At 43.5% G+C, this 25,082-nt stretch carries 27 protein-coding genes and 1 tRNA gene; 11 read left to right on the top strand and 17 right to left on the bottom strand.

Features of this window, described 5'->3' with window-relative positions; genetic code table 11:
- Positions 1-35: 35 nt before the first annotated feature.
- Together QXR61_00140 and QXR61_00135 are read right to left on the bottom strand one after the other, a co-directional pair.
- On the bottom strand, positions 36-968 hold the full coding sequence (locus tag QXR61_00140; protein ID MEM3756363.1) for an FAD-dependent oxidoreductase: 933 nt from the start codon (positions 966-968) through the stop codon (positions 36-38).
- Between the two features lie 46 nt (positions 969-1,014).
- The gene (locus tag QXR61_00135; protein MEM3756362.1) at positions 1,015-2,193 is read right to left on the bottom strand and encodes an FprA family A-type flavoprotein; all 1,179 of its coding nucleotides are present in this window, start codon (positions 2,191-2,193) and stop codon (positions 1,015-1,017) included.
- Between the two features lie 104 nt (positions 2,194-2,297).
- On the opposite strand from QXR61_00135, the gene QXR61_00130 reads away from it, so the two are divergent.
- Together QXR61_00130 and QXR61_00125 are read left to right on the top strand one after the other, a co-directional pair.
- Positions 2,298-2,840 (top strand): pyruvate kinase alpha/beta domain-containing protein, encoded by a 543-nt coding sequence (locus QXR61_00130; GenBank protein MEM3756361.1) that lies wholly within the window; start codon positions 2,298-2,300, stop codon positions 2,838-2,840.
- 95 nt (positions 2,841-2,935) lie between these two features.
- Positions 2,936-3,085, top strand: a complete 150-nt coding sequence (locus QXR61_00125) for a HEPN domain-containing protein (protein ID MEM3756360.1) — start codon at positions 2,936-2,938, stop codon at positions 3,083-3,085.
- A 282-nt stretch (positions 3,086-3,367) separates the two neighbouring features.
- Here the strand turns inward: QXR61_00125 and QXR61_00120 are convergent.
- Positions 3,368-3,472: transfer RNA gene (locus tag QXR61_00120), tRNA-Ser, on the bottom strand.
- Between the two features lie 100 nt (positions 3,473-3,572).
- Between QXR61_00120 and QXR61_00115 the strand changes: the two genes are divergently transcribed.
- Positions 3,573-4,376 (top strand): AN1-type zinc finger domain-containing protein, encoded by an 804-nt coding sequence (locus QXR61_00115; protein MEM3756359.1) that lies wholly within the window; start codon positions 3,573-3,575, stop codon positions 4,374-4,376.
- On the opposite strand, the gene rpsJ is transcribed toward QXR61_00115, so the two are convergent.
- The 3 genes from rpsJ to QXR61_00100 all read right to left on the bottom strand — a co-directional run bounded on the left by rpsJ (position 4,368) and on the right by QXR61_00100 (position 5,163).
- Positions 4,368-4,676 carry a 30S ribosomal protein S10 gene (gene rpsJ, locus QXR61_00110; GenBank protein MEM3756358.1) on the bottom strand — a complete coding sequence of 103 codons (309 nt, stop codon included), beginning with the start codon at positions 4,674-4,676 and terminating at the stop codon, positions 4,368-4,370. The genes QXR61_00115 and rpsJ overlap by 9 nt on opposite strands.
- 75 nt (positions 4,677-4,751) lie before the next feature.
- Positions 4,752-4,937, bottom strand: coding sequence for a 50S ribosomal protein L37e (locus tag QXR61_00105; GenBank protein MEM3756357.1), 186 nt, complete (start codon positions 4,935-4,937; stop codon positions 4,752-4,754).
- A gap of 7 nt (positions 4,938-4,944) precedes the next feature.
- On the bottom strand, positions 4,945-5,163 hold the full coding sequence (locus tag QXR61_00100) for an LSm family protein (protein ID MEM3756356.1): 219 nt from the start codon (positions 5,161-5,163) through the stop codon (positions 4,945-4,947).
- A gap of 96 nt (positions 5,164-5,259) precedes the next feature.
- On the opposite strand from QXR61_00100, the gene QXR61_00095 reads away from it, so the two are divergent.
- Positions 5,260-5,775 carry a DUF1947 domain-containing protein gene (locus QXR61_00095; GenBank protein MEM3756355.1) on the top strand — a complete coding sequence of 172 codons (516 nt, stop codon included), beginning with the start codon at positions 5,260-5,262 and terminating at the stop codon, positions 5,773-5,775.
- Positions 5,776-5,831: 56 nt separating this feature from the next.
- Complete coding sequence (sepF, locus tag QXR61_00090) at positions 5,832-6,230, top strand: cell division protein SepF (protein MEM3756354.1); 399 nt, start codon at positions 5,832-5,834, stop codon at positions 6,228-6,230.
- Here sepF and QXR61_00085 read toward each other — a convergent pair.
- Positions 6,223-8,139, bottom strand: coding sequence for a beta-CASP ribonuclease aCPSF1 (locus QXR61_00085; GenBank protein MEM3756353.1), 1,917 nt, complete (start codon positions 8,137-8,139; stop codon positions 6,223-6,225). The genes sepF and QXR61_00085 overlap by 8 nt on opposite strands.
- Positions 8,140-8,348: 209 nt before the next feature.
- On the opposite strand from QXR61_00085, the gene QXR61_00080 reads away from it, so the two are divergent.
- Positions 8,349-9,437 carry an NAD(P)-dependent glycerol-1-phosphate dehydrogenase gene (locus QXR61_00080; protein MEM3756352.1) on the top strand — a complete coding sequence of 363 codons (1,089 nt, stop codon included), beginning with the start codon at positions 8,349-8,351 and terminating at the stop codon, positions 9,435-9,437.
- Between the two features lie 4 nt (positions 9,438-9,441).
- Positions 9,442-9,912: a UPF0179 family protein gene (locus QXR61_00075; GenBank protein ID MEM3756351.1), complete on the top strand. Its 471-nt coding sequence runs from the start codon at positions 9,442-9,444 to the stop codon at positions 9,910-9,912.
- Here the strand turns inward: QXR61_00075 and QXR61_00070 are convergent.
- Positions 9,860-10,585 (bottom strand): FKBP-type peptidyl-prolyl cis-trans isomerase, encoded by a 726-nt coding sequence (locus QXR61_00070; protein ID MEM3756350.1) that lies wholly within the window; start codon positions 10,583-10,585, stop codon positions 9,860-9,862. The two genes, QXR61_00075 and QXR61_00070, sit on opposite strands and share 53 nt — an antisense overlap.
- A gap of 72 nt (positions 10,586-10,657) precedes the next feature.
- Positions 10,658-11,338: a metallophosphoesterase gene (locus tag QXR61_00065; protein MEM3756349.1), complete on the bottom strand. Its 681-nt coding sequence runs from the start codon at positions 11,336-11,338 to the stop codon at positions 10,658-10,660.
- A gap of 130 nt (positions 11,339-11,468) precedes the next feature.
- Between QXR61_00065 and QXR61_00060 the strand changes: the two genes are divergently transcribed.
- Positions 11,469-12,311 (top strand): deoxyribonuclease IV, encoded by an 843-nt coding sequence (locus QXR61_00060; protein ID MEM3756348.1) that lies wholly within the window; start codon positions 11,469-11,471, stop codon positions 12,309-12,311.
- Positions 12,312-12,421: 110 nt separating this feature from the next.
- On the opposite strand, the gene QXR61_00055 is transcribed toward QXR61_00060, so the two are convergent.
- The 4 genes from QXR61_00055 to QXR61_00040 all read right to left on the bottom strand — a co-directional run bounded on the left by QXR61_00055 (position 12,422) and on the right by QXR61_00040 (position 16,820).
- Entirely contained in the window at positions 12,422-12,937 is a 516-nt protein-coding gene (locus QXR61_00055; GenBank protein ID MEM3756347.1) for a nitroreductase family protein, read from the bottom strand.
- 70 nt (positions 12,938-13,007) lie between these two features.
- Complete coding sequence (locus tag QXR61_00050) at positions 13,008-14,183, bottom strand: DNA double-strand break repair nuclease NurA (protein ID MEM3756346.1); 1,176 nt, start codon at positions 14,181-14,183, stop codon at positions 13,008-13,010.
- Positions 14,184-14,191: 8 nt separating this feature from the next.
- Positions 14,192-15,658 (bottom strand): ATP-binding protein, encoded by a 1,467-nt coding sequence (locus QXR61_00045; GenBank protein ID MEM3756345.1) that lies wholly within the window; start codon positions 15,656-15,658, stop codon positions 14,192-14,194.
- Between the two features lie 64 nt (positions 15,659-15,722).
- Entirely contained in the window at positions 15,723-16,820 is a 1,098-nt protein-coding gene (locus QXR61_00040; protein MEM3756344.1) for a THUMP domain-containing protein, read from the bottom strand.
- An 84-nt stretch (positions 16,821-16,904) separates the two neighbouring features.
- Here QXR61_00040 and QXR61_00035 point away from each other — a divergent pair, with 84 nt between their 5' ends.
- Entirely contained in the window at positions 16,905-18,158 is a 1,254-nt protein-coding gene (locus QXR61_00035; protein MEM3756343.1) for an MFS transporter, read from the top strand.
- Between the two features lie 891 nt (positions 18,159-19,049).
- Here QXR61_00035 and QXR61_00030 read toward each other — a convergent pair.
- Entirely contained in the window at positions 19,050-19,460 is a 411-nt protein-coding gene (locus QXR61_00030; GenBank protein ID MEM3756342.1) for a hypothetical protein, read from the bottom strand.
- Between the two features lie 235 nt (positions 19,461-19,695).
- On the opposite strand from QXR61_00030, the gene QXR61_00025 reads away from it, so the two are divergent.
- Complete coding sequence (locus tag QXR61_00025; GenBank protein MEM3756341.1) at positions 19,696-20,406, top strand: hypothetical protein; 711 nt, start codon at positions 19,696-19,698, stop codon at positions 20,404-20,406.
- A gap of 10 nt (positions 20,407-20,416) precedes the next feature.
- Positions 20,417-21,172 (top strand): hypothetical protein, encoded by a 756-nt coding sequence (locus QXR61_00020; GenBank protein ID MEM3756340.1) that lies wholly within the window; start codon positions 20,417-20,419, stop codon positions 21,170-21,172.
- Between the two features lie 390 nt (positions 21,173-21,562).
- Here the strand turns inward: QXR61_00020 and QXR61_00015 are convergent, their stop codons facing one another.
- The 3 genes from QXR61_00015 to QXR61_00005 all read right to left on the bottom strand — a co-directional run.
- Positions 21,563-22,828, bottom strand: coding sequence for a hypothetical protein (locus QXR61_00015; protein MEM3756339.1), 1,266 nt, complete (start codon positions 22,826-22,828; stop codon positions 21,563-21,565).
- Entirely contained in the window at positions 22,825-24,228 is a 1,404-nt protein-coding gene (gene brxL / locus QXR61_00010; protein MEM3756338.1) for a BREX system Lon protease-like protein BrxL, read from the bottom strand. Before brxL ends, QXR61_00015 begins: the two co-directional genes overlap by 4 nt.
- A 10-nt stretch (positions 24,229-24,238) precedes the next feature.
- Positions 24,239-25,082 (bottom strand): hypothetical protein (locus QXR61_00005; protein MEM3756337.1); only part of this gene is annotated, 844 nt, incomplete at its 5' end.

Here is a 25,082-nt window from a genome sequence, read left to right as displayed (position 1 = left end):
ACAGAAGTTTTCTATTAAACCGCTGACGTATCTTCTTACGTTCCCTTCATTTTTACCCTTTTGATATATCTATATGCCTGTAAAGCTGCCATTGCCCCTTCGCCCACGGCTGTTGCCACCTGCATTCCGCCACATGTGCAGTCGCCAGCCGCGAAGACACCCTCAATGTTAGTTGATTGGCTTCTATCAACTTTTATGCATCCCCTCTCATCGACCATAATGCCGGCTTTCTTAACGATGCTTGTAACTGGGACACTTCCTAAAACTATGAAGACCCCGTTAACAGGGATATCCACAATTCCTTTTTGATCCATTACGGTTATAGAGTTAACATATACGTCGCCATTTATTGATTTAACTTTTGCATCAATAAACTCTATATTCCGCTTTTCGCGGGCTTGCTGGAGCAAAGCCCACTCAACAGCGGTCTTCTCTCCATGAGATACCATGATAACTCTACTTGCGAAGCCCAATATATACAATGCGTCTTCCAGCGCCTCATTATTGAAGCCGACCACGGCCACAACCCTGTCTCTAAAGAATGGCGCATCGCAGACAGCGCAGTACGAGACGCCGCGGCCAAGAAACTCTACCTCCCCGGGGACGGTTAGCTTTTTTCTCTGCGTTCCAGTCGCAATTATAACACTGTAGCCATAATATCTGCTATGTCTGGTAACCACGCTTTTAATCAGCCCCGAAAGATCCATGTCGAGAACCTCTTCCGGAAACCGTATCTCTGCGCCGAAGCGCTCAGCCTGCTTAAGCATTCTCTCAACAAGTTCAGCGCCAGATATCCCATCTGGAAAGCCGGGAAAGTTCTCTATTAACGGTGCTTCCAGAGCTCTTCCGCCAGGCATGTTCTCTTCTAGAACAAGTGTTTTTAACACCATTCTGGAAGCATATATTGCGGCGGTTAACCCTGATGGCCCGCCGCCAACAATTATCACATCGTAATAGTTCCCTTCCATAAGGCGCGTCCTCCCATACATGAGAGTTTTCGTATACCGTTGAGCTTCACCCCTTAATTTTGTCGGCTAGGGATCTGCCCAACTCAGCGATCTTCTTCATGTCTTCCTCTCTTGGCGGACCATTAATCTCAAATGTGCCGACGACTTCAATCTTAAAGTCTTTAAATATTTCCTGAATCTGTTTCACGGCGCCTCCGCCCCAACCATAGGAGCTTAAAATGGCAGCCCACCTTGTTGGTGGGCGAAGCGCCTTAAAGAGATAAGCGGCGTAGACTGATAGAGGATGAGCCCCTCCTAGGACTGCTGGCGCGCCTAAAATTATGGCTCTTGAATCTACGAGGTCTTTTGCTAGGTCGCCTGCGCCCGCTACAGCGAGGTTGTGGAAGGCGAGTTCAACACCCTCAGCCATTAATGTCTCAGCTATCCGTTTCACCATCATATCGGTGCTTCCCCACATGCTCACATAAGCTATAACGGCTTTTCGGCGGGTTTCACCAGCAGCCCACCTCTTATAGGCGTTTAAGATGAATTCGGGTTTCCTATGGATTGGGCCGTGGCTGGGCGCCATAATGCGGATATCTAGATTAGCGATTTTATCGAGAGCTCTCTGCGCCATAAGTCTAAAGGGCATCATTATTTCACCCCAGTATCTCTGAGCGTGAACAATATAGTCCTCAACCTCATCGCTGTAGACGCCGTCGGCTAAGTGGGCGCCGAAGAAGTCGCATGGAAAAAGGATGCCGTCCTCTTTTAGGTATGTGAACATTGTTTCAGGCCAATGGAGCATGGGCGCCTCTATGAAGAGGAGAGTCTTATCGCCTAGGTTTATGGCTTCATTGTCGCTAACAACCCTTATTCTTTCCTGTGGAACACGGTAGTAGACCTGCGCCATCCTAGCTCCTCTACTAGTGGTTACAAGCTTCGCTTTAGGTGCTCTCTCCATTATGTAGGGGATTGCGCCAGCATGATCCGGCTCCGCATGGTTCATGACAACATAATCTATTTCCTCTAGGCCTGTAACGGTGTGAATCTTCTCTTCGAGATCCTTCTCAAAGCCGGGGTTCACGGTGTCTATCAAAGCTTTTCCACCATCGCCCGCGATAAGATAGGCGTTGTAGGATGTTCCCCTAGACAGAGGAATTAACGCGTCAAATAGCCTACGGTTCCAGTCCCTCACACCAACCCAGTAAACGTTTTCCGCAATCTTGAAGACATCCCTATCCATAAAAGGTTCTCACCAAATATAAGATGCTGCAGACGCGCATAAAAGGCTTTAAAGAACATGCATGGGGAAAAATCTTTTTAAGGCCGGAGAATCAACGTATCTCTATGAGCGTGGTAAAACAGATCACGTATTTTAGGGAGCCGGGGCCGGAGAACACCGACGCTGTTCTAGACTGCGTTCATAGGAGGGTTAGAGAGGGCGACATTAAAACCGTTGTTGTTGCGAGCACGTCCGGAGAGACAGGGGTTAAGTTTACGAAAGCCCTTAAAGGATTATGCAACGTTGTAGTTGTCTCCCATGAGGAAATGAGGCGGGAATATAGGGAGGAGATCTCAAGGCTTGGCGGTAAACCGTTAGATAAAACTCATCTACCTCTACATGCGCGTGGAATGGACGCTGTTAGAAATAGCTTCTACACGTTGGGGCAAGGCTTCAAGGTCTGCGTGGAAATAGTTTTAATAGCCTCGGATTTAGGCGCATTAAACCCCGGGGAAGATGTTATAGCCGTTGCTGGTACAGGCAGGGGCTCAGATACAGCCATAGTGGTCAGAGCCTGCAAGACCAGCGACATGTTTAGCAGAGACAAATCCAAGAGGCTTGAAATCAGAGAGATATTAGCAATGCCCCTCAAGAAAATGTGGTGGTAAAAGGTTTAACAGAATACAGAGGATCGCTTTGAAACGCCGCCATTAATTAGAGACATCTAGATGGACACGCTTTTGAAGTATCTCTTAGTCTTAGGATGCGATATGCGTGGTGGTTAAAGACGTCCTTTGAGGAAGCTGAAGTTATTAGGCGTAGGGCTGAGGCTTTTCTGAGAAACGCGGAACATTTACTTGAGAAGGGTGAATGGGATCTATCAGTCTTTAGTATTAAATTGCTGGTAAAGTAGGATCTTACCTGAGGACGCATTCCCTTAGACGCCTCATAAGGGAGCTAATGAAGCTAAATCCTAGTCTGCAATCTCTCATTAAAGATGAAGATAAGTTGCGTTATGTGGCTAGGTTTGAGGGGGCTTATTCCATATATTTATGAGGAGCTACATGTGATCACCGAGGGGATTCTGGAAAAATGGTATAAAATCTTCATACCATCTGAGGGACTCATCGAGGTATAGAATAGAGTCCAGATTCCCTTCGCCGCCATCCACCATAGTGGATTCACGTTAAAGGTTTGGCGCCGGGGATGGGACTCGAACCCATGCGGCCCATAATGGGCCACAGGCTTTCTAGACGCCTAGTGCTCAAGGCCTGCGCCTTATCCACTCGGCCACCCCGGCTACGCGGCATCAATCTAGTTCATCTTGAATAATTCTTTAATAAGATTTATGATTTTCTTTCCCAATTATCTTTAACGATAAAAAAGGAAGATGATCAGAGTTGAAGTGCCAGTATTGTGGCTTAAATGTCGATCTCCCATTTAGATGCCCCTTCTGCGGCGGATATTTTTGCGCCGACCACCGGTTGCCGGAGTTTCATGCTTGCCAAGGCATGAGAAGGGGCGCTTCTCCCCCTGAATACTTTATGAGGGGGAGATTTGATGAGGGCGTTAGGGTAAAGCATGTCAAAGGGAATTTTTCGAGGTTTTTCGAAAGTTTTCGTAATTTGTTCGGTTCTACGGAGCTAATTCACATTTTTCTAGGCACATTAATGGTGGTATTGGTCGGCTTATCCATAGCGATAAATGAAGCCGGCTCCCCGAGCTTACAGTCAATATTATTCTTTGCCCTTATACTTGTCTCAGCGTTCATACCACATGAGCTTGCGCATAAATTTACAGCCAAATATTATGGTTTATGGGCCGAATTCAGACTATCCCTTATAGGCGTAATAATAACTTTGATCTCAATATTATCCCCGATAAAAATCGTCTCCCCAGGAGCGGTCATAATTTCAGGTGAGGCTACCCGAAAAACCATTGGCAAAGTATCGTTGTCTGGGCCTTTGGTGAATGTGGGTCTTGCAGTAGTCTTCTTGGCTTTAAGTAGCGTTTCAAGCGTCAAGCTGCTTGAGATAGTTTTCGCTCAAGGTTCCATAATTAACGCTTTTGTGGCTTCATTTAACTTAATACCTTTCGGCGTTTTAGATGGGGCTAAAATTTTGTGGTGGAATAAGTACTTTTGGGCTGTAACGTTTTTAGCATCATTAATGTTGGTTGCTGTCAACCTAATAATCCTATATTAATTCTATGCTTATGTAAACTTCTTCCGGAACCCTCATTCGCATAATTCTACGCATAACGCGGTCATCGGCATCCACATCTATTAGACGCCTATGTATCCGCATCTCCCACCTATCCCATGTTTTCGTCCCCTCACCGCAAGGCGTTCTGAGCACGGGCACCTTAAGCCTTTTTGTTGGTAGTGGAACCGGGCCTGAAACCTTCACCCCTGATTTTTCAGCTATGGTCTTAAGTTCCCTGCATATCTCATCAAGCTTACTGTAATCCGTGCTTGTAAGCTTTATTCTAGCTTTTCTTACCAAGTGTACGCCCTCGCAGTCTCCTTATTCTTCAAGACTACACATTTAAATTCTTTTCTCTCAATGGCGATAGACATGTTAAATTAATCGTTCTCTCTGGAGGCTTTTAGTCTGCCAAGAGTATCTTCTTATCCTCGGATCCGGGTAGCCGCAAGCAGCGCACCTCTTCTTTCTAACATGATATGATCTGCGGCCGCATCTTCTACATCTTATGTGAACCGTCTTCCCAGATCTTTTCCCAAACGAAGCCGTACCCTTCGTCATTCATCCTTCACCTTGGGGGTGGTGAAATCATTATGACATTATCTCCTCTAACTATTATTAGACCTAACTCCTTGATGTTTTCAGCGTCTGTGACATCCTCAGCTTTCTCAAGGACTAAATTAAGGTGTTGGTCGAAGCCTTGGAGCCGCCCTCTTATGCTCCTTCCGCCCCTAAGCTTTATTAGAACAATCTTTCCAAGACTTTCCTCAAGTATTTGCGTCGCCATTTACTCAACAACCCTGCCTTACCAATCTGTTAACCTAACTAATCTCCTTATGATGCAGCGCAAATTTATATGTATTATGCTGAAATTTAAGATTATATGAGCCACGTTAAGCGCAGATACCTTTTAAGGGAAAGCGAGAGAAAAGAGTTTTTAAGAGAGGTCTCTGGAAAATTCGGCATCAATCACGAGAGCCTTTTCGGGTCTAAGCCTAAGGTTGAAGTTATAGAGGTATCCGAAGGTAAAATCTTTGCAGTTAACAGTAAGCCACTTTTATTGGAATCTAAGGGCATGTTTATACCAACTTTAGTTTTCGAGGATTTAATTCACCGGCTTCCGAAGGTTGTCGTTGACATGGGCGCTGTCCCCCACATATGCAATGGCGCTGATGTAATGGCGCCGGGCATAGTTAGGGTTGAGGGAGAATTTAGAGAGGGTGATCTGGTGCTAGTTCTGGATGAAAAGCACGGTAGGGTGATAGCTGTGACCAGAGCCCTGCTAGACTCAAGGAGTTTGAAAACAGTTGAGAGTGGGAAAGTTTTGAAGAATTTGCATTATGTTGGGGATACCGCTTGGAGGGTGATAATGGATATTTTTCAGAAACGAAAGAGTTAAGACTTAAAAGGTGGATTTTTAGCTAGGTTATCCTGCTAATCCTTGAGGGGATAGTTTTGGCTAAATCAGACCTGAGAAAGATGATTGAGAAAATCGTTGGTAAGGAGAAGAGGGAGGAAGTGGAGGAGAAAGAGGAGAGGGAGATTAAAGCCGAAGAGGCTTCTCAGAAAGAACCAAGTATAATATATCTTAAGGCGTTATCCTTACACTCACTCAACGACCTAGAGAAGATTAAGAGCGAGATTAAATCCGGAAATATATTGATAGTTAAGATTACTCCCCTGCTGGAGAAAAACGTTGAAGATGTTAAGCGCGCCATTGGCGAATTAGGCGAATTCATTGAGTCTATAGGTGGCGATATAGCTCGGTTAGGGGAGGAGAGAATAGTGTTAACGCCGCAGAACGTTCGTATATGGAAGGAGAGGACGGTAGCGTCCGACGCTTCTTCTATCTGAGCTTAACGGTTTCCAGTATATCCGGCGCCATAGCATTAACCTTGTATCTTCTTCGAAGGAACTCTACAAGAGATAAGCATTTACTCCTCTCTCCATGGCATATGATTATGTTCTCCGGTTTCGGCGCTATTCTACGCAAGTAATTTATTATCTGCCGCCTATCGGAATGCCCAGAGAAACCCTCTACAGTATGAGTCTCTAAGCCAACTTTTATAACCCTGATCTTCCCATCCTGATCTATAATGGACACTTCGCGTGCACCCTTCTGAATTCTTCGGCCTAATGTTCCCTCGATCTGGTAGCTGACAAATATCAGTGAATTCCGCTCGTCGTGGGCGAGGTTCTGGAAGTAGTCTATTATAGGTCCGCCCTCAAGCATTCCCGATGTTGCCAATATTATGCATGGCTCACCCTCAATTATCTCGCTTCTAGCGCTTGGATGCTCAACTATTGTGAAGTACTCTGACTCGAACGGGTTTATCCCCTCGTTAATTATTTTATTGCGCACCTCCCTTGACAGGTATTCTGGGTAAGCCATATGTATCGCCGTTGACTCGGATATCATGCCTTCAATGAATACCGGAGCCTCCTTAAGCTCACCGCGCCTCATGTACTCGTCTATGACGAGCATTATCTCCTGAGCTCTGCCGACCGCCGGTACAGGGATCATAGCTTTTCCACCCCTTTCAAGCGTCCTGTTTATCACCGATACAAGGTTCTTCTCCGCTTCAGCTCTAGAAGGCATAACGTCCGTTGGGGCGCTATACGTATTCTCGGTTATGATGGTTTCAACCCTTGGGAACTCTGTGGCAGCCGCCTCTAAGAGCATGGTTCTACCATACTTGAAGTCCCCCGTGTAAACTATGTTATGGTAGCCTTCACCGACATGCAGATGCACAATTGATGATCCAAGTATGTGCCCAGCATTATGTAAAGTTAATCTCACGTCTGGCGCTATATCCGTGACAACACCATATCGTAGCGGTATAGCGTGTAATGCCACTTCACGAACATCTTTCTGATCGTATGGGAGCGGAGCCCCCTGCCTAGATAAGACATCTAGGTAATCGAGCTGCAGCAACGTCATTAAACCTACATTTGGAACCGAGCAGTAAACCGGCCCATCATAACCGTACTTAAACAGGTAAGGTAAGAAGCCACAATGGTCTAGGTGAGCGTGGCTTATCACAACAGCATCTAAAGACTCAATATCGAACTGCGGCGCATCCAGTCTCGGGAACGCTTCAAAAGGCTTTGTTGACCCGGGATTTATTCCGCAATCCAGCAGGATTTGGCTCTCCCTGGTTTGGACGAGGATAGCTGAGCGGCCAACCTCCCTAGCTGAGCCAAGCATAGTTATCCTGACGTCGCCCACCTCATATAGCATGGGTCTAAATATTCTCTCGCCAACATTGCGGAGAATTCTTTCCCGCTCTTTACTGCTAGCGTACAATAAGTGCTGTAAATGCATCATTATCTTTGATTGTTTCGGCGGTCTCCTCACGGTGCGCGGTCTCCATTTAGTTCTAAGTATTATCTCCTGAAGGGTTGACCCGTTCTTACCTATAACGAGGCCGGGCTTCTTAGCCTCTATTATCACTTCACCTAGCGGGGGGTCAAAGGTTATGTTAGTTATTTCAGCCTCCTTGGGCACTATTTCATATATTATTTTCTCAGCTTCCTTCTCAGGGAGCCTAACAGACGGGTCTGAGCGCGGCACTATCCTCTTCTTTATTATGTTAACTATGTTTGTTACAATATGCTCTTGCTCTATTAGTATTTCAGGTTTCCTCGCGTAGATGGCTAGCGCTGGCCCTTCAAACTCTATACGTGTTATTTCAGCCTCCTTCGGAATATTCTCTAGTATTATTTGTCTCAGTTCAGCCTTACTTTTTTCAATCGACGGCAATTTTAAATCTCCTTCCTCTTTTCCTTATTTCCTCATGTTTAAAACTTATTATTGAGCAATAATTAACAATCAAACGAATTTATCACAGCCCTTTCGTATTTAAACGCTTATATTAGGGGCATATTTACTTAAAATATTATTGTGATGATCTGAGATTTAAACTGTTCGAAAAATATTAAAGGGAATCTCTAGAAGTTTGGCGGAAAATAATGTTAGCTTCTGGGTTGATGGGATTGGAATTTAAAGTTCATCGAATGAGGTTGCCCAGAGAGATAATCATTGGAAGCGGGAGTCTAGAGACTATTGGCTCAATATGCGGCGATTTGGGTTTCACCGGCAAGGCTCTGATAATTGCTGGGGAGAAAACCTTTGAAACGGCTGGGCGGAGGGTTAAAGAGATTCTCGAAAGCGGCGGGCTAAAGGTTGAGGAGCATATAGTATCCTCCAGCGTGCCAACGGTTAGAGACGTGGATTTATCTGAGGAGAAGATAAAGAAGCTTAAGCCTCATGTTGTTCTCGGCGTAGGTGGAGGAACGAAAATTGACATCGCGAAGCTAAGCTCCGCTAGGCAGGGCATACCGTTCATAAGCGTTCCAACAACGGCCTCTCACGATGGCATAGCCAGCCCCTTCGCCTCCCTGAAAGGCCTGAATAGGCCGTACTCAGTTATGGCTCAGCCTCCAATAGCGGTAATAGCTGACACGGAGATAATAATGAAGGCGCCCTATCGATTTATTGCGAGCGGCTGTGGAGACGTTATAGCGAAGTTTACATCAACATGCGATTGGAAGCTGGCTCACGAGAGAATAAAAGAGTATTACGCGCAGTATACGGCTAGCCTCGCATTAATGAGCGCCAAACACGTTGTTGAGAATGCCCACTTAATTAAACCTAACTCTGAGGAAGGGTTAAGGATACTTCTAGAGGCGCTCGTCAGCTGCGGCATAGCTATGAGCATAGCTGGAAGCAGCAAACCGTGCAGTGGATCAGAACACTTATTTAGTCACGCATTAGACTTGATAGCACCTAAGCCAGCGCTTCACGGAGAGCAGTGTGGCATTGGAACCATAATGATGGCTTCCCTACATGGATTAGACTGGAATCTTATTAGGCGCACACTGCAAAAGATTGGGGCCCCTGTTACCGCTGAGGAAATAGGCATAGAGCCAAAATACATAGTTGAGGCTCTAGTGATGGCGCCTAAAATCCGACCTGAAAGGTACACGATTCTCAGCGAGAAAAAACTGGATTATAAGGATGCATGGGCTTTAGCTAAAGAAACCGGGGTGATAGATTAGGCAAATGAGCGGAGAAAACGGGAAGCGCATGAAGCCCATAATCACTCTGGTAGGTGTAGGCCAAGCTAGAGTGGGAGAATTATTTGTACATAAAGGTTTTAGCGCAAAATGTCGTGAATGCAGATACCTTAATGTTTGTGTTAAAAACTTGGAGTGCGGCCGAATATATAGGGTTGTTGGTTTACGTGACAAAGTTTTAAAATGCGAAGCCTACGATATTGAAATGCGTGTAGTTGAAGTTGTCGAAGCGGAGGTTTTAGCAGCCATTCCATCTAAACAGGCAATTGTAGGCGCATTAATAACCTTCCATTCGCAAGAATGCGATAAACAGGGCTGCGAAAGCTACGAGTTTTGTTCGCCAGAATACTTAAAAGATGGGGATCGCTGCGAAATTGTTGAGGTTTACGGGGCCATTGGGTGCCCTAAGGATTTACAGCTGAGGAAGGTGCTGCTGAGGAGGGCGCCTCCCTCTTAAAGACCTCTACGAACCGTACAATTTTCTTATCTGGATAGAATTTTTGTATGTCCATAAAGATCCCGCGCTTAATGAGCTGTAAACCCTCCACGTAGAATGCTTCTTCCGGTATATTTATTGAGACATAGTCTTCGCCTATTTCAATCAAGAATTTTTCAATGTCTACCTGCGGGATTCTACGATGAATCAGCGCCTTAATCTTCTCCTCGATGGTTTCGAGCTTCTTTCTCACGGTGACCTCATATATGAGGGTTTTACCGGCTAATGGAGGATTGAAGTCTAATTGAACTCTTCCAGCGCCTATTGCACGTATAGTAGCCACCTTTCCGTTAACCTCAACCTTCATGCCGACCTTCGGAGTTATCCCTTGAGCTATGAATTTTCTTAATGGATACATTTTGATTTTCTCCGGATCCCTGTTTCCAAAACCTTTTTCCGGCGGGATCTCTATTGTCGCGGTTTTCTCCACATCAAGGTTTAGCAGCGCTTCTTCCAGAGCCTTTAAAATCCACCCTTCCCCTATCACGACGAGCTTAGGCTCATATATCGCGCCTTCCTGATAAATTCCCTCTTTGCGTGAAACCTCCTCGATCGTTGTGTCAAAGACCTCACCGGTCTCGGCAACCCTAGCAACATAATCTATCAGTACGAAGTCTCCTTTCTCAAATGGCAAGCAGACACCTCAGCGGAGAATTAAAACCATCAATGATAAACCTGTTTATTAAGGTTTTGCTTAATCTGAGTGTTAAGGTTTTATTGCGAGAAAAGCAGCTTTAACGTTATTTTTTTCGGCATGTAGGATAGCGTAGTTGCCGTGCCTAGCGGGTCCGGGGTTAATTATGAGCGTTTTGCCGAGGGTGTCTTCTCCTTTCGCTTCATGTATGTGGCCGCATAATACCGCTAGAGGTTCATATTCCTCGATGAATTTTCTTAGGCTTTCGCTTCCAACATGAAGCCCGAAAACGGTTTTATCAAGCCTAGTGTTTTTCGGAGGCGAATGGGACACTATAAGCATTTCATGATAGAGCCTGGTTTTATCATCAATGCTGCTTAAACATGTTTGCAAGACTCTATATATTTCCTCTTCACTCATCTCGAAAAATGTGTTGAAAGGCGTTATCGGGCTCCCACCAACGCCTAAGAGTAGCAGATCTCTGAAAGATGCTCCTACACCATGTATACATCTCAGGTTATCGAGGTTTAGAGATGTGATTGATGGGGGGTCACAGTTCCCCGGGACGAAGAAGACCGGTATATTTGCGTTAGCCAGTGTGGATAGGAGGCTTTTAGCGTTTTCAAATGTGCCGAAATTCGTTATGTCGCCACATACAATTATGGCGTCAGCGCCCTGCTTATCCGCTTCTTTAGCCAAAAATTCGAACGCTGGTTTAAAACCGTGGAAATCTGTTCCAACGAGTAGCTTCATATGGTTTCCTCTCGGCATTAGCACTGTATTGACTAAAGATTTATTGCCCATTACTTCCCTTAACTTTTTCTGAAAACAACGTGCCCTTTAAGAGGCAGCTGGGCAATCTTAGTCTTTAAGGCGTATCTGGATGAGAATAGGTTTTCATATGTCGATATATGGTTCTGTTGACAAAGCCGTCGATAGAGCGCTCGAAATCGGATGTAATACCCTCCAAATATTCACAAGGAACCCACGCGGCTGGACTGCTAGGCCGCTCAGGGAGGAGGAAATTAAAGCATTTATAATTAAAGTTGAAAGAAACGATATTAGGCCTGTTTTTAGCCATATGCCGTACCTGTCGAATCTAGCATCCCCCAGAAACGAGATTTACACTAAGTCCATTGAAACGCTCATAACTGAGATGGGTAGATGCGAGAGGCTTAAAATTCCATATTTAGTGACGCATTTGGGAAGCCACCTTGGGCGGGGCGCCAGAAAAGGTTTAGAGAGAATAGTTAAAGCCATAGATGAAGCCTTTTCATCCTTTGGCGGAAGAGTTATGCTGCTTCTAGAGAATACGGCTGGATCAAGGAATAGTGTGGGTGGAAGATTAAGCGACCTCCAATATATAATTGAGCGCTCATCCTACCCGGATAAAATTGGAATATGTTTTGATACATGCCATGCCTTCGCAGCGGGCTACGATCTTAGAACAGAAGAGAAGATAGAGGTGGTTATAAGGGAGATAGATGGAACAGTAGGCTTCACTAAACTCAAACTAGTCCATTTGAACGATTCTCGCGGCGACCTAAATTCACGCATAGATCGCCATGAACATATAGGTTTAGGGAAGATTGGGGAGAAAGGCTTTAGGAGTATACTGCGCAGCAAGTTTGCAAGCCTACCATTAATACTTGAAACCCCAAAAAATAGTGTTAGGAGCGACCTAGAAAACCTGATGAAGGTGAAAGAGCTTGCGGGGATCCTATAATAGACTCAGCGTAAATGAAAAGCGGATGTTAAGATACCTTAGATGGAAGCGGATCTTAAAATCAGAGTTCCTAAAAAGAAGAGGGGTGCGTAAGGCTTAGTTTCTCACGGTTAGGTTTTGAATGGATATGTCTTGCCGTAAGCGTCTAGGAAGAATATTTCTTCCCTAGGCTTTCTAGGTCTCGGAGGCGGCTTCTCATCTGGGAAACCTATTGTCAAAAGTATTATTACCGAAAGGTTTTCGGGAATCCTTAAGATCTGCTTAACCTTATCCTCCTCGAATGCACCTATCCAGCATACGCCCAGCCCCTCCTCATAGGCTTCAAGCGTCATGAAGCTTGCCGCTATGAAGGGGTCTTGCCTATACCACCTTGAGGCGTTAGGGTCGCCTAAAATAGCTATAACCGCCCCAGCCTCACCCACGAATTTCTGCCCTCTGCAAGCGTCAACTAATCTGCTTTTAGTATCTTCGTCTTTAACCACTATGAAGTACCATGGTTGCCTGTTGGCTGCTGATGGAGCAAGCCTGCCAGCCTCTAGAACTCTTTCTAGAATCTCCTCCGGTATAGGATCCTTCCTATATTTTCGTATACTTCTTCTCTCCGATATTATTTTAAAGACATCCATTGAAACTCCTCCGCAAAATAATGCTACAACGCTTTTCCAATATAATGCTTTTCTGAAAACGATGGTTTCGCTAAAATGGTTTCTGCGGGTTTAAAAACGTGAAGAACGCCTTTATAGACTTTAGGTTTCCGCCATCCTTAATTATGTTTTCCAGCACTCTTCCCTCAATCTCCGACACGAACTCCTCGGTGAACTTTGATGATATGTTCACTAGGCTATCCACTAGGTCTAGGGCTATGGGTAGATTTGTGTCCTCGTTAAACAAGCCCTCCTCTGAAAGCACGTCCTTAACATCGATCTTAGATGGGTATTCTATTTCGCAGGGAGGGGCTTCACCGCTGAGTCTGATCTGCGCCCTCCTCATGTCGTTGAAGCCTTCCCTATATAAGCCCAGCTTATCGAACGGCTCATATACCCCCCTCTCAGCCATCTTCTCCAAGTTCTGTGGGTCCTCGCTAAACTGCCCAATGGAAACCAGATAAGCGATCTTCGTGTAGAATGATGCTGGCCGACCACCCAAAATATCCTTATACTCAAGGAAGTTTTTCTCAGGCATGATTAGAGAGAGTATATGTTTATCCAGCAGGTTCACGAACTCTTTATTGCCATACTCCCTGAACATGAAGCCTCCTAAAGCCCTAGAGCGGCTCCTCTTGATTACCCCTAAGACCTTACCGCTTTCCCTAAGCCTCTCAGTAATATCAAAGACTTCGTTGATGAGATTCTCCTCCCTCTTCTCCCATCGACCGCTCTTTTTTAGATCTAGTGCTTGATAAACAAAGCTGTAGAAGCTTCCGTCTATAAAGAGTATGTCGCATTCATCTAAGGCTTCCAACGCAACCCTTCTTTCAGAGAGTAATGTTTCGAGGTCAAAGAGAATCTTGCTGTTCTCCCGGGAGAAAGCCTGCCTGCACCTGAAGGCTCCCGGCTCAAATTTTTCATGTAGCCTCTCAGCTCCCCTCAAGTAGACTACACCGGTAGCGTAAACCCCATATCTTATGCCGAGCCTTTCGCTTAGCCTAGGTGACCTAGAGCTATCGACCGCCGCGATAATCGACCTCCTATTCTGCTCTGGAAAAGCGTGGAAATGCGGGGATATCTCAGCTTCAAGAATCTTTAATATGCCATTAATTCTGTTAACAGTGTCCGTTAATTCTTTAGCCTCTTTTTCCGCCAGCTGGAAGAAGCCGTGCTGCAAATCTACTGGAAGCTTAATCCACTCCGGCAGCTCCTCGGCGCTAGCCATAACCTGCTTCACCTTCCCGGCGGACTATATGTTATCAGCAAGGGCACTGGCGAAGGGTTCATGGCTCCGGCGAAATAAAATCTTCCCGGCTTAAGCTGAAGCAGATGGCTTGCAGATATACCGTAAGGCGACAGCCACTCTGAGGCGCCGCCCTCACCGCTAGCGTCCAGCGGATGTATCCTGCCGAAGAAATGGGTGTTAAGGTTTCTTCTGACAGCCGCGTTTACGCCTATCTCGCCTTTTATGCCCTGAGCTATAAGCGTAAGATTCAGCATTCTTTTTCTGCCTAGCGCAGCCAAGTTCTTGATCATTTCGCATGTTTCTGCTTGTATTCCGCGAGCGTCCCATGGGGCGTACTGCGGCGCCTCATCTATTATGAGCGCTATGCCAAGGTTTCTTCCGGTCTCCATTAGGCTGTAGAGGTGCTTTGATAGTGATAGAAAGAAGCCGAGCTTAGCCTCTGTTAGCGCTCCGCCCATGTCGATCGCCAGTATGCCCTTCCGCTCAAGCTCTTGGAAGAGCTCCTCTATTGTTATGACTCCCATAACCGGGTAGAGGTCTGAGGGCTTAAGCCTCCTAAATATCCTTCTATACGCTCTTTGAGCCGCAGCCTTAGAGTCTTTTCGCTCTATACTGGATATTGCGCCCTCAACATGAGTCCTCAATTTCTGATAGAGGTATTCGGCTGGGTTCTCAGAGTCTGTGTACGCCTCCTTAACCTTAGTTGTCCATCCCTCTAAAAACTCGTCAAAGCAGTCTTTAATAACATCGTTTCTAGCAAACCCAAATGTTTTATCATGAAAGTAGCTTAATATGGATTCTTCATCGAGGGCTACCTCAGCTAACCTAATAACCTTGTTGTCTTCCAATAAGGGCGCGTAGTCGGTTCCGCTCCAGTCGAGCACAATTACCTTGTAGCCAGCGCTCCTATAGAGCGGTATGAGGATATACCTAGTAAACCATGATTTTCCACACCCGGTGCTCCCGTAGACACCTACGTGATAGGGTAGAAATGTCTTATCGAAGGGAACCTTCCATGATGGATGCCCTTCCACATATGCGTCAGACCATATTACGTCATGCCCCCTGGCAACCCATTCAAGCGGATTATCTTCATCCTCAAGCAGATAGACCGGAGACCTAGGCTGGATTATCATCCTGTTGGGCTCTATGCCCCCATCGGTCACGATACCTATAGTTTCTATTGCGAAAGAGTAAACCTCCCTAACGCCTGACGGCTCGCCGCCATGCCTTAGGTACGCCACTTCAGGCCTATACGACGTATAGCTCAAAAACTCGTTTTTGCCCAAACCCTCCCTTAGAACGCCCAGTATCTGATTAACCGGTTTATCCTCCCCCCCATTCTTGATTAAGACAAGTTCCTCCGCTACAACGTTGTTCTCCATCCCCTTAAGTAAAATAAGCCTGGCTTTTATCTCGGTTGCCCCATCGGCAACTCTACCTATGATCTTCAATTCGTCCTACACCTTTCCATCACTTAACGATGAGCTTAAATTAAACCCTCAAAATAAAAACCATTTAAGCCGGGCTTAATAAGACTATCCATGCCTGCAGCCCACCATAAAATATCTGCCTGCTGCTGACAACCTTAAGATTTAGGCTTCTACTAATACCCTCTAAAAGATCTTTGTGAACCGTAAGTAAGCAGACCCTAGAATCTTCCCTCATAAACTGTTTAAGCGACTTCAAAAAATCAGCGTAGATCTTTGGTATAGCCTTCATTCTACCGCTCCTAATACCGAAGGGAAGGTTTGAAACAGCCTTATCGATCTTCCAATCTGCGGGAAGAATCTTCTCAAGCCTTCGCGCGTCGCCCACAATAAACTTAACTTTATCTTTAACGGCCGCCGCCTCAGCGTTCCTCCAAGCTCCCTCAATGCTTTTTGGACTTATATCGATCCCTAATAGGTCTAAGCTGCTATCCCACGCTTGAGCCGCCTCAATTATTATTGTTCCCCCACCGCAAAACGCGTCTAGAACCCTATCGCCCGGTTTAACATCCGCTATTCTAAGCATTGCGTAAGCAATCACGGGATTTAACGCCGAGCAGTGTTGGAAAGCCCTTGGGTAACGGATCCTAAGTGAGGTTCTTGTTCTCTGTATGCCCACAATGCAGAGGTTATGGGCGACGTCAACCCTAATAATGGTCTCTGGATTTTTGAGGTCGACTTTTCGACGATACTTGTCCACTATCGCCTGCCCAGCCACCTTCTGTACATCTAGGCTCGTGTACACGTGTTCCCCAATTCTCTCGCATGTAACCCTGAAGGTTGAGCCTAAAGGGATCTCGCAGCCGTAAACCCCATTATATATTTGATTCAGCCCGTTTTCCCCTCTTTCAACCTCAAAAACCCTAATTAAATGGATAATGTGTTCTATGCTTCTTAGAGTGAATGCTTTGTCAACTTGATCTGACGGAACATTTAATAGTACTCTACCACCAACATTGCAGAATCTTTCCTCAGCCTTAAGAACGCTGAGCTTTTCAAACGCTTCCTTTACAACTATGTCTTCTAAGCCAGGTACAGTCGTGACCATGAGCCAAGCTCCGGAACTAGTAAATGCTTCGCTTTCAACCGGGAGCGTATATTCTTCGGTTTTCCTGCAGTTTTCCATGGAGATCTTTAGGCGAGATATGCTTTAATATCCCTAATGTCCATGAGCTATAATACTTTAACGGAGAAGGAGAACTAAAACACTATGTTAAATAGGGTTTACAGAAAAATCGGTAAGAACGCTAGAGTGCTTATAGCAACTGAGCCATTATGGAGCATACCCATGAACTGGGTTTTCTTCTATAGACCCATGTTTCTGAGCATAGTTATCGGGCTTTCCTCCACCGAGATAGGGCTCCTAATAACTATTTTTAACTCCCTAGCATCCATCATGCCTCTACTAGGCGGATATTTAGCTGACAGGTTTGGCAGAAAAATCGTTTTAATGCTTTTTGACAGCGTCTGCTGGCTGACATCCCTGATTATATGGGCTTTTAGCCGAAATATTTGGCACGTAGTTTTAGCCTACATTATTGAGAGCTGCGTCTCAACAATCTACTCTGTTTGGGAGTGTTTACTTGTCGAAGATACTGACCACGAGTTTAGATCGATTATTTATGGCTCCATATCGGCAATTTGGACTATTGGATCATTAATGACCCCGGTCGCCGGATACATTATAGGGATCTACGGGCTTGACGCCGGATGCAGAACCCTCTTTATGCTAGCTTTCTTCTCCCTAATACCCGCATTCATAATTAGGCAGATATATCTCCAGGAGCCTAACCTCACATGGAGGTTTACGAGGGAGAGCCCCTTCTCGGGGATCAAAGGATACTTGCGCTCTCTCTCAATAGTTAGAAGAGACCGCGCAATTCTTGTCATGCTCATAATAATAATTGTAGCCGGATTCTACAGCTCTTCTTACGCTTATTTTTCGCTATATTTGATTCATGAGGATGGGCTTGGATTAAACGAGAATATAGCTTCGTTAATTCCATTCGCTTCTTCAATAGTTTCCCTAACGTTATCCATGACCGTTGTCTCAAAACTTAGATCTAGAGATGATTGCTTAAAGACGCTTATATTGGGGCATGGCTTAGGCGCCCTAGCCATATTCCTCTTCATAAATTCGCCTAAAAGATTTTTGCCCCTAGCAATGCTATCAGCAGCCCTACTCGGCTTCTACTCAATATCGGCTTTCTCCGTCTCCAGAACATTTCTAGTGAACCAAATCGACTCAGTTGACGATAGGGCTAAGGCTAAAACCCTATCGCTATCTGTAACATTATCCTCACTCGTAAACCTGTCAACCCCAACAATCGTCGGATACTTATTCAGCCTAAACCCGAAAATCCCATTCATGATAATTTTCGCCGCGCTCTCGGCCTCCACGCTAATCCTATCAGCCCTACTATTTACTCTTGAGCATAGGGCTCGCTTTAACAGAAACTTTTAAGATTAGCCCCTTTAGGCATATTGGCATAAAATCTGTTTTTAACTAAAATACTCGAAGCACCGTTCAAGGGCTTCTATGAAGCAGGGGCGAATGAACAATTTTCCTATCCATCATTTAGAAACCACTACTTCATGAGGCCTCCAGCCTTTGCTGAATCTTAGAGGGGGCTGGCGCCTTAAAGATACGAGCGCTTTTACGGGCAATGGATGAAAAATATGTCCAAAAACATCAGTTCCCAACGATAGAAAACAGATCCGCTCTGATTCAAAGGATAGAAAACCTGCCCATTTCTATAAGAAAGCGATGAAGACACAGCCATTCCATTACGGAAGAGGGGGAAGGAGGGTAGGCTCGTATAGCAGCGTCTAACCAAAAACATATTCCTATGTTAATAACCCAATGGTACAGTACCCGCGGAAGGCCAAAACCTTTATAAACTCATAAATCGGCTCATAAAAGTCTTAACCGGTGAAAACGGACAAGAAAAAGGTCTTGGTGCGGCCGCCGGGATTCGAACCCCTAGTTCTGGTGCCCTTCATCTCACTAATGGACTTACTACTCATATCTGGACACCTTAGTAATATTTTAGTCGTCCCAATAATTAAAGGTTAATGCTATCTAAGAACCGTATATGCGGATTAATCTAAGCTGCCGTTTTACGTCGCAGATCCCTGGCAAGAGTTCTTTTTAGATTCTTTGGAATAGGTCATGAAATAACTTATAACGCTTACACTTTCAGGCCTAATGTTATCAACAATCTTTCAAGACGCTTCTTCACACTCTTTGGGAACTAGTTGCTATGCTGGGTGAAAGTTCTCAAAGAATCGTTAGGAAGCCTTTTACGGTTTTTCGGTATAGAGGACAGAATTGAGTTTTTGTATTATATCTTATCTAGGCCTTAATCTTTGCTTTTAGTTCTTGTAATTTTTTAAGGAATTTTTCGACTTCTTCTTTATTTTTGAAGAAGCCTTCATACCCTGTATATTCTGGTGGAGCGTTTTTGGTATATTTCCATTCCTTTTTGGCTTGAGGCAATATAGTTTCAGCTTCAGTCTCAGATATATTGAAGTATTTTGCAAACCTCTTCAAGTATACTTGGAATTTTAATCCATCCTGCTGACTGCTTTGGCCCGGCACTATGCTAAATATAGTATTCATCTTTCCATCTTGTTTCCCGATAAAAGCGATTGAGCTTAGGGTCGTTACTTTCGAGTCGAATAGGGATGTAAGACCACCCGTTAGAATAGAATACAGGTCGCCTACGCCATTGTCTTCAGCTATTTTTCTTAATTCTCCCTCCATTAGATAGTATCTTCTCTTGGTTTTTCGCACTTCTTCGGCGCTTTTGGGAATTAACATAACTCTGGCTATGAATTCTCGGTCCCCATTTCTAAAATAGTTGAATGTTACGGCATTTATTCGAATTCCATATTCCGAAAGATACCGGCTCTTTGGTGAGCTAAAAGATGCCGTCAAGAGGTATAGATAAGTTTTTAAATGCAACTAATAATCGTTATTATTAGTGTGATAAAAAACAATGGAAACGATTCTCGGAGAGACTGCAAAATTTTTTATAGAAAAAATTGTGAGCGAAACAGCGCCCATAATTTTAGAGAGGGTTTTTAGGAGAAAACAAAAGATCTTTGTAAAATTTGGATTAGTGCTCACTTTTTATGAATATCCACTGTTTGATGATGCAATATCTTCCATAGAAAGTTGCATCTTAAAATTTAAGCATGGTGCGAATTCGCTAAAAATTGATGATGTAATATTCAATTACAATGTTTATTTTGAACTTGAAGATTTCGTAGGCGAAGATTTTACAGAGAACGATGTTGAAGCCTTTGAACCCGAATATATGCTCTCTAAACAATACATTTCCTTGCTTGAGATTTTGTTTTTTCCTCAGTTTCACAAAGAAAGCCATGGTAAGAAGGAAATCGAACAAATTTTCCTATCTGGGTTTAGGTTATTAGAGGAAATCATGAAGCGCTTAAATGAAGATGAAGATCTCGCAACTATATTAAAAGTTCGCTCAGCCATAAGGCTAATATGTATAGAAACTGACCTACCTTTTGCACAAAAGTTTCATATGAAACTACTCAAGAAGATCATAAAATTAAAGCTACCATATAATCCATATATACATTTTTCACAAATCTTAAGAGGAAATGAACAAATTGGTCAAATTATAGTGTCGCTCAGAGATTTTGAGGTGTTAAGATCGATAATAGACATTATAGTGTGAGGGAAGAGGCTTGGTGTTTTGGACATGTAGAGTTTTTAAAGTAAATCCCAAATACGATGATTTAGTGAAAAGTGTCATTCTGAAAGTAGGAAGCTATAAATATGGTAGGGTTGATAGCAAGAATCTTTTTCTTTACATTGATAAGATTCAAGATACTTTTGATGAATGGGCAAAAATGATCGATGTTTGTGTAGATTGCCCGAGAACAGTCTCCAATAGAGAGGAAGGCTCTATAACTATAAAAGAGACGGTTCCATTCAAAGTTTGCTTATTCGAGAAAGAAGATTTATCGAATTTTTTAGCTGTTTTCGGTTCTAGTTATAAAGTTCCAGTTTTAACATATGCCCTTAAAGTGATAATTTCTGAGAAAGGACGACAGGAGGGGCGTCTTCCAAGCTCGGTAATAATGTTTTCCCCGCTCCTTAAGCTGACTTTTAAATTGAAAGGAAAAGAGAATGAGTTAAATAAATATTTCTCCAACATTAGAGAAATCAGTGTCAAAGAAATTAAAGATATATATGTTCATGCTGCAAGTCTCAGAGGCATTTTACTAGAATTAAGTGAAGAGTACCAGAAATATGTTCGGGATGCCGAAATATCTGGAAGGATAAATTATTTTGGAGTAACCATTGAAGAAAGAGTTATGATGTTATCTTCTGATGGAAAAATATGGACGCGTCAAGGAAAAAGTGAAGTTGAACCGGAAACCGTCAGATTTATTCTTAAAGTCTTAAATGAAAGTAATGCTATAAGCACGATAGAGTGAGTTTCTCAGAAACATTATTAAGTCTATCTCCTTTCTACGTGATAAATAAATGTAGCGTTAAACAATCCAGTAGTGAGCGCATTGATCTATATATAATTGGGCCCTTTATATGCTAAAGGGAAAGTTATTTTTAAACTTCTTGGCATCAACTTTTTCGATATCTTATCGGTTTTGAGTATGACGTCTTCCGAGGATTTATTTGCATTTTAATGGTGCTTATGTATCTTTGGTTTGGGACGCATTTCTTCCTCTTTCTTTTCCAATTAACAACACTTCATCAGAGTACATGTCATAATAAAATTACTTTTTATTTAACCCTCAACCTTTAGCCTCATCTGCATCTGATTATGTATTGACTTGGTGAGAATGCTTCTTTCCAAGAAGATTCTACTATATAAGTTCTATATGATCTATTTTCGTAGTTTTATTCCTCCATTTGTCCTCTTCGCATTCATAGTATTCTTGGGTTGATATTTTTGTTTCAATAATGTCTTTGTTTTGTTTTATGAAGAGTATTTCTTTTGGGTTTTCTATTATGTTTATTTTTGGTATTTTGTCCCATGCTTCTTCGACTACGTAGATTTGGTAGTTTTCTTCGTTGATGAGGGTTTGGTATTCGTTTTCTGTTAGCTGTATGGGTTTATAGGAGGTGTCTCTGAAGGCTTTAACCTCGATTAGTAGGTTTTCTGATTTTATGTCGTAGCCTTGGAAGTTGTAGGAGACGTCGATGGCTTCTCTTCCATATTTTTCTCTCTCGATTTTTATGGCGGCTATTATTCCCCTCCTTTCCGTGTATGCCCTTAATATGCCTGCCTCATCGTTACTGCTTGGCGTAGCATCGCTAAATTTGTTGGGTTTTATTGCTTTTGCAAGTTCCTCAAAGATTGGTCTTAGATCTCTTTTTGGCCCAGGAGTATAGTACTTCTTTTTTATTGTCACGTCGATTGTTTTTACCCTAGGTCCCACTGTTAGTTTAACCTTTGAGTATTTGTTTTGGAAGAGGAGGGACTGCCATTCCCCTCGCTTTAGTTTGTTTAAATATTCTTCTCGGTTCTGCTGCACTAAGTCGAGTTCAATTGTTCTGCCCTCCTTTGAGACCCAACCTCTTAGTTGCCACCTTGGGGATTCCACTAAATGGGATGCCATGCCAATGAGTAGCGGGCTATTTATTTCGGCAACTTTAGGTTTGGCTGATCCAAGAATATGGGATATTACGTATGCTAGATCGTCTAGCTGAGTTTCAACGTTTTTGCCATGGTATAACATTAGCATCAATCCATGCTTATAATTTAGTCCTATTGTGGTCAGGTAGGTATTAGTTAGTTTTGTTTCCCCATATTTTGCTAGTCCTGCTGCCGTTAAGCACTTTATTATAGGGTTTACGGCCGTTGGTTTTGAGAATAAATAGTCAAAGAATAGCCACTCTCCACGCATCTGCGGTCTCTCGTAGATCATCAATTCTCTCCTTCTTTCAGCTCTCCAGATCCTACATACTTCTGTTATTAGATGCTTGCTTAGCAGGCCGGGCCTTAGTAGCCCCCATCCAGTGAAGTCTATTACTGATGGGCCGAGATAGTTGAATATTTTCTCAGAAAGATCAGCTGGATTATCAATAGGTTTTTCAGGGGTTAGATTTGTGTATATTCTTAGTCTCATCCTCTTACCTTGTAGCCTATCTTCTTCATTGGGTATTCTCCTGGAGCCATGTAATGGAGCCATTCAGCTATGCGTTGCCTATATTCGATGGCAATATCTAGGGCAATTTTTAGTTCTTCATCGGCTATGTCGCCATGAGGCGCCAGTAGCTTAAGCATTCCGCTTGCCACTCGTTCTATCGCTATTTGATCCCTCCGGTCTACATTCTGTAATTCTACCCGGCTGCTTATGTAGGCTGTAAATTCATGTTTCTTTCTCAGCTGATGCATTATCTCTGAGAAGTAGTCTGTAGCGAAACCGTAATATCTGGAGAGATATACGTCGGCTCTTCCGACTTTTGGGACTTCCCATCCGGGAATAAATCCATGAAGCCTGTCTATGAAGGCTGAGTCCCTCATATCTTCTGGCAGAACATAGGTGAATTCTTCTATTGGTCTCTCTCCGCTCACGTCGACGTTTCCAAGGAAGGCTAGTGAGCAGCCGCTGCTTCCTTTTCTCTTCCCTCTTTCATATTCTCCTGAGGCCATAAAATGCTTAAGCTTTCCCATCATTTCCGCCGCATTCATGAATTCTATTTTGCTTACCTCATCAAAAACTACACAGTCCCTTGTGGGTATTTCCCCGGGCGTATCTCTTTGGAGATTCCATATTAGTACCGCTGGGCTCACCTTTCCGCCAGAGAATATTCTCACGTAAAATGAGGAGTTGCTGAAGACATATGTTTTGCCAGTGTTTCTGGGGCCTAGCTCCATCATATTTAAGTTTTCTTCAACTAGTGGGAGTAACCTTGTTAAGATTACTATCTTCTTTCTCTGTGGTAGAACTGTGGGATTATATCCTATGGTGCTTATGAGAATATTTATCCATTCTTGCGTTGTGAATTCTCTTCTTCCTTTCGCAAATTCTTCTAGGTCTACATTCGCTATTTGGAATGGCTTGAAGTCTGTGACCTGCATCTTTATTGCGCGACTTGGATTATATTCTATCGAGACTTTCCCCCATAATCCCATTTCTAGGAGCCTAGGATATTCTTCGACAATATGGTCCGGGATTACTATTGGGTCTTCTATTGGGATATTTAGAAGGTTTGCAAAGTTAAGTCCCGTCTCAATATCTTTCTCCACCTTGAGCTCAGCTATAAGGTCCACCTTTCCATTTTTGACAAGGTCGAATTTCACTCTATCTTTCTCTTGGGGCTCTCTATAGTATTTTTCCACTAGTTCCGATACTTTTTTGAGGCCCTCAGGAGTGATTTGGTCTCCACAGACCTTTGCAATCAAGTATTCCGCTATGAATCTTGGGAGCCTTCCGATATGGCCGTGGAGAATTAAATCCTTTTTCACCACAGCCTGATCATATATGTATTTGAGCTTAGCGCTTACATTATCCATATTACTCATTTTGGCTCACCTAGAAAAGATCATCTATTCCTCCCCTTTCAACAGCCCTCTTTTCACCCGAACTTTTCACGAATAAAGTTAAGGTTTTCTCAATCTTTTTGTTTTCTCCTCTTATAAAATAGTCCATTGATACCCTAAACTCATATTTTCCAGCCTTTAGCCCGGCCAATTGCAGTTCACATATCTCTTGCTTTTCAATTTTATCGAATAGATACTCATGTTTTTCACTCAGCGCTTGAACTTTCAATCTAACATTGCTAATTGCTTCATCTAATGGATTTTTAACCACGATAACAAGTTTTGATGGCGTGTTTTCTTGTATGACGGGATTATCCAAGGATACGTCTGGCTCCAAATTTATAGGTTCTAGTGTTTCTTCCTCTATTTCTTCTTCTAATTCGCCTTCCTTTAAGATTTCTAAGCATTCTTTAATCGCGCTTAATTCTTCATCAGTAATGCCATATAATATAGAAACTAATTTATCAATTTCCTCTTCAACCTGTCGTAAGCTTTCCCTTAAATCTTTTCGTGCGCCTTCGCGAATTTGTCTTTCTAATATATGGGCTTTCTCAGATAAATCGGAGATCCTTACGTGCTTATCATTGTTTTTATCGAATTTAGGAATTCTTATGTATTGTGTTATATGTGTTTCTTGCCTTAATTCATATGTGTATGATGCTATTGTTAGTAGAGAAACGGAGGAGTTTAATATGCCTGCCACATAATACGCCTCTTCTTTATTGTTAAACGGAATGAGAATTAAAGAGTCATTGGGAATTACAGCTCTTTCTTTATATGGTTCTAAGACCGCTGAGGCAAAACTGATAGCTTTCCCGGTAATCGCGCCAGCAATT

The organism is Candidatus Bathyarchaeia archaeon, from assembly GCA_038882715.1.
Classification (GTDB): domain Archaea; phylum Thermoproteota; class Bathyarchaeia; order Bathyarchaeales; family DTEX01; genus DTEX01.
Note: the sequence above shows the minus strand (reverse complement) of the source record. Positions and strands in the feature narration are given on the sequence as shown.

Coding starts and splice junctions, on each gene's coding strand:
- QXR61_00030 (MEM3756342.1), bottom strand. CDS start 19,460: ATGGAGGGAGAATTAAGAAAAATAGCTGAAGACAATGGCGTAGGCGAC.
- QXR61_00125 (MEM3756360.1), top strand. CDS start 2,936: ATGCGATATGCGTGGTGGTTAAAGACGTCCTTTGAGGAAGCTGAAGTT.
- QXR61_00040 (MEM3756344.1), bottom strand. CDS start 16,820: ATGGAAAACTGCAGGAAAACCGAAGAATATACGCTCCCGGTTGAAAGC.
- brxL (MEM3756338.1), bottom strand. CDS start 24,228: ATGAGTAATATGGATAATGTAAGCGCTAAGCTCAAATACATATATGAT.
- QXR61_00065 (MEM3756349.1), bottom strand. CDS start 11,338: ATGAAGCTACTCGTTGGAACAGATTTCCACGGTTTTAAACCAGCGTTC.
- QXR61_00055 (MEM3756347.1), bottom strand. CDS start 12,937: ATGGATGTCTTTAAAATAATATCGGAGAGAAGAAGTATACGAAAATAT.
- QXR61_00050 (MEM3756346.1), bottom strand. CDS start 14,183: ATGGCTAGCGCCGAGGAGCTGCCGGAGTGGATTAAGCTTCCAGTAGAT.
- QXR61_00025 (MEM3756341.1), top strand. CDS start 19,696: ATGGAAACGATTCTCGGAGAGACTGCAAAATTTTTTATAGAAAAAATT.
- QXR61_00060 (MEM3756348.1), top strand. CDS start 11,469: ATGAGAATAGGTTTTCATATGTCGATATATGGTTCTGTTGACAAAGCC.
- QXR61_00100 (MEM3756356.1), bottom strand. CDS start 5,163: ATGGCGACGCAAATACTTGAGGAAAGTCTTGGAAAGATTGTTCTAATA.
- QXR61_00035 (MEM3756343.1), top strand. CDS start 16,905: ATGTTAAATAGGGTTTACAGAAAAATCGGTAAGAACGCTAGAGTGCTT.
- QXR61_00075 (MEM3756351.1), top strand. CDS start 9,442: ATGAGCGGAGAAAACGGGAAGCGCATGAAGCCCATAATCACTCTGGTA.
- QXR61_00140 (MEM3756363.1), bottom strand. CDS start 968: ATGGAAGGGAACTATTACGATGTGATAATTGTTGGCGGCGGGCCATCA.
- QXR61_00095 (MEM3756355.1), top strand. CDS start 5,260: ATGAGCCACGTTAAGCGCAGATACCTTTTAAGGGAAAGCGAGAGAAAA.
- QXR61_00015 (MEM3756339.1), bottom strand. CDS start 22,828: ATGAGACTAAGAATATACACAAATCTAACCCCTGAAAAACCTATTGAT.
- QXR61_00080 (MEM3756352.1), top strand. CDS start 8,349: ATGTTAGCTTCTGGGTTGATGGGATTGGAATTTAAAGTTCATCGAATG.
- QXR61_00130 (MEM3756361.1), top strand. CDS start 2,298: ATGAGCGTGGTAAAACAGATCACGTATTTTAGGGAGCCGGGGCCGGAG.
- QXR61_00105 (MEM3756357.1), bottom strand. CDS start 4,937: ATGACGAAGGGTACGGCTTCGTTTGGGAAAAGATCTGGGAAGACGGTT.
- QXR61_00135 (MEM3756362.1), bottom strand. CDS start 2,193: ATGGATAGGGATGTCTTCAAGATTGCGGAAAACGTTTACTGGGTTGGT.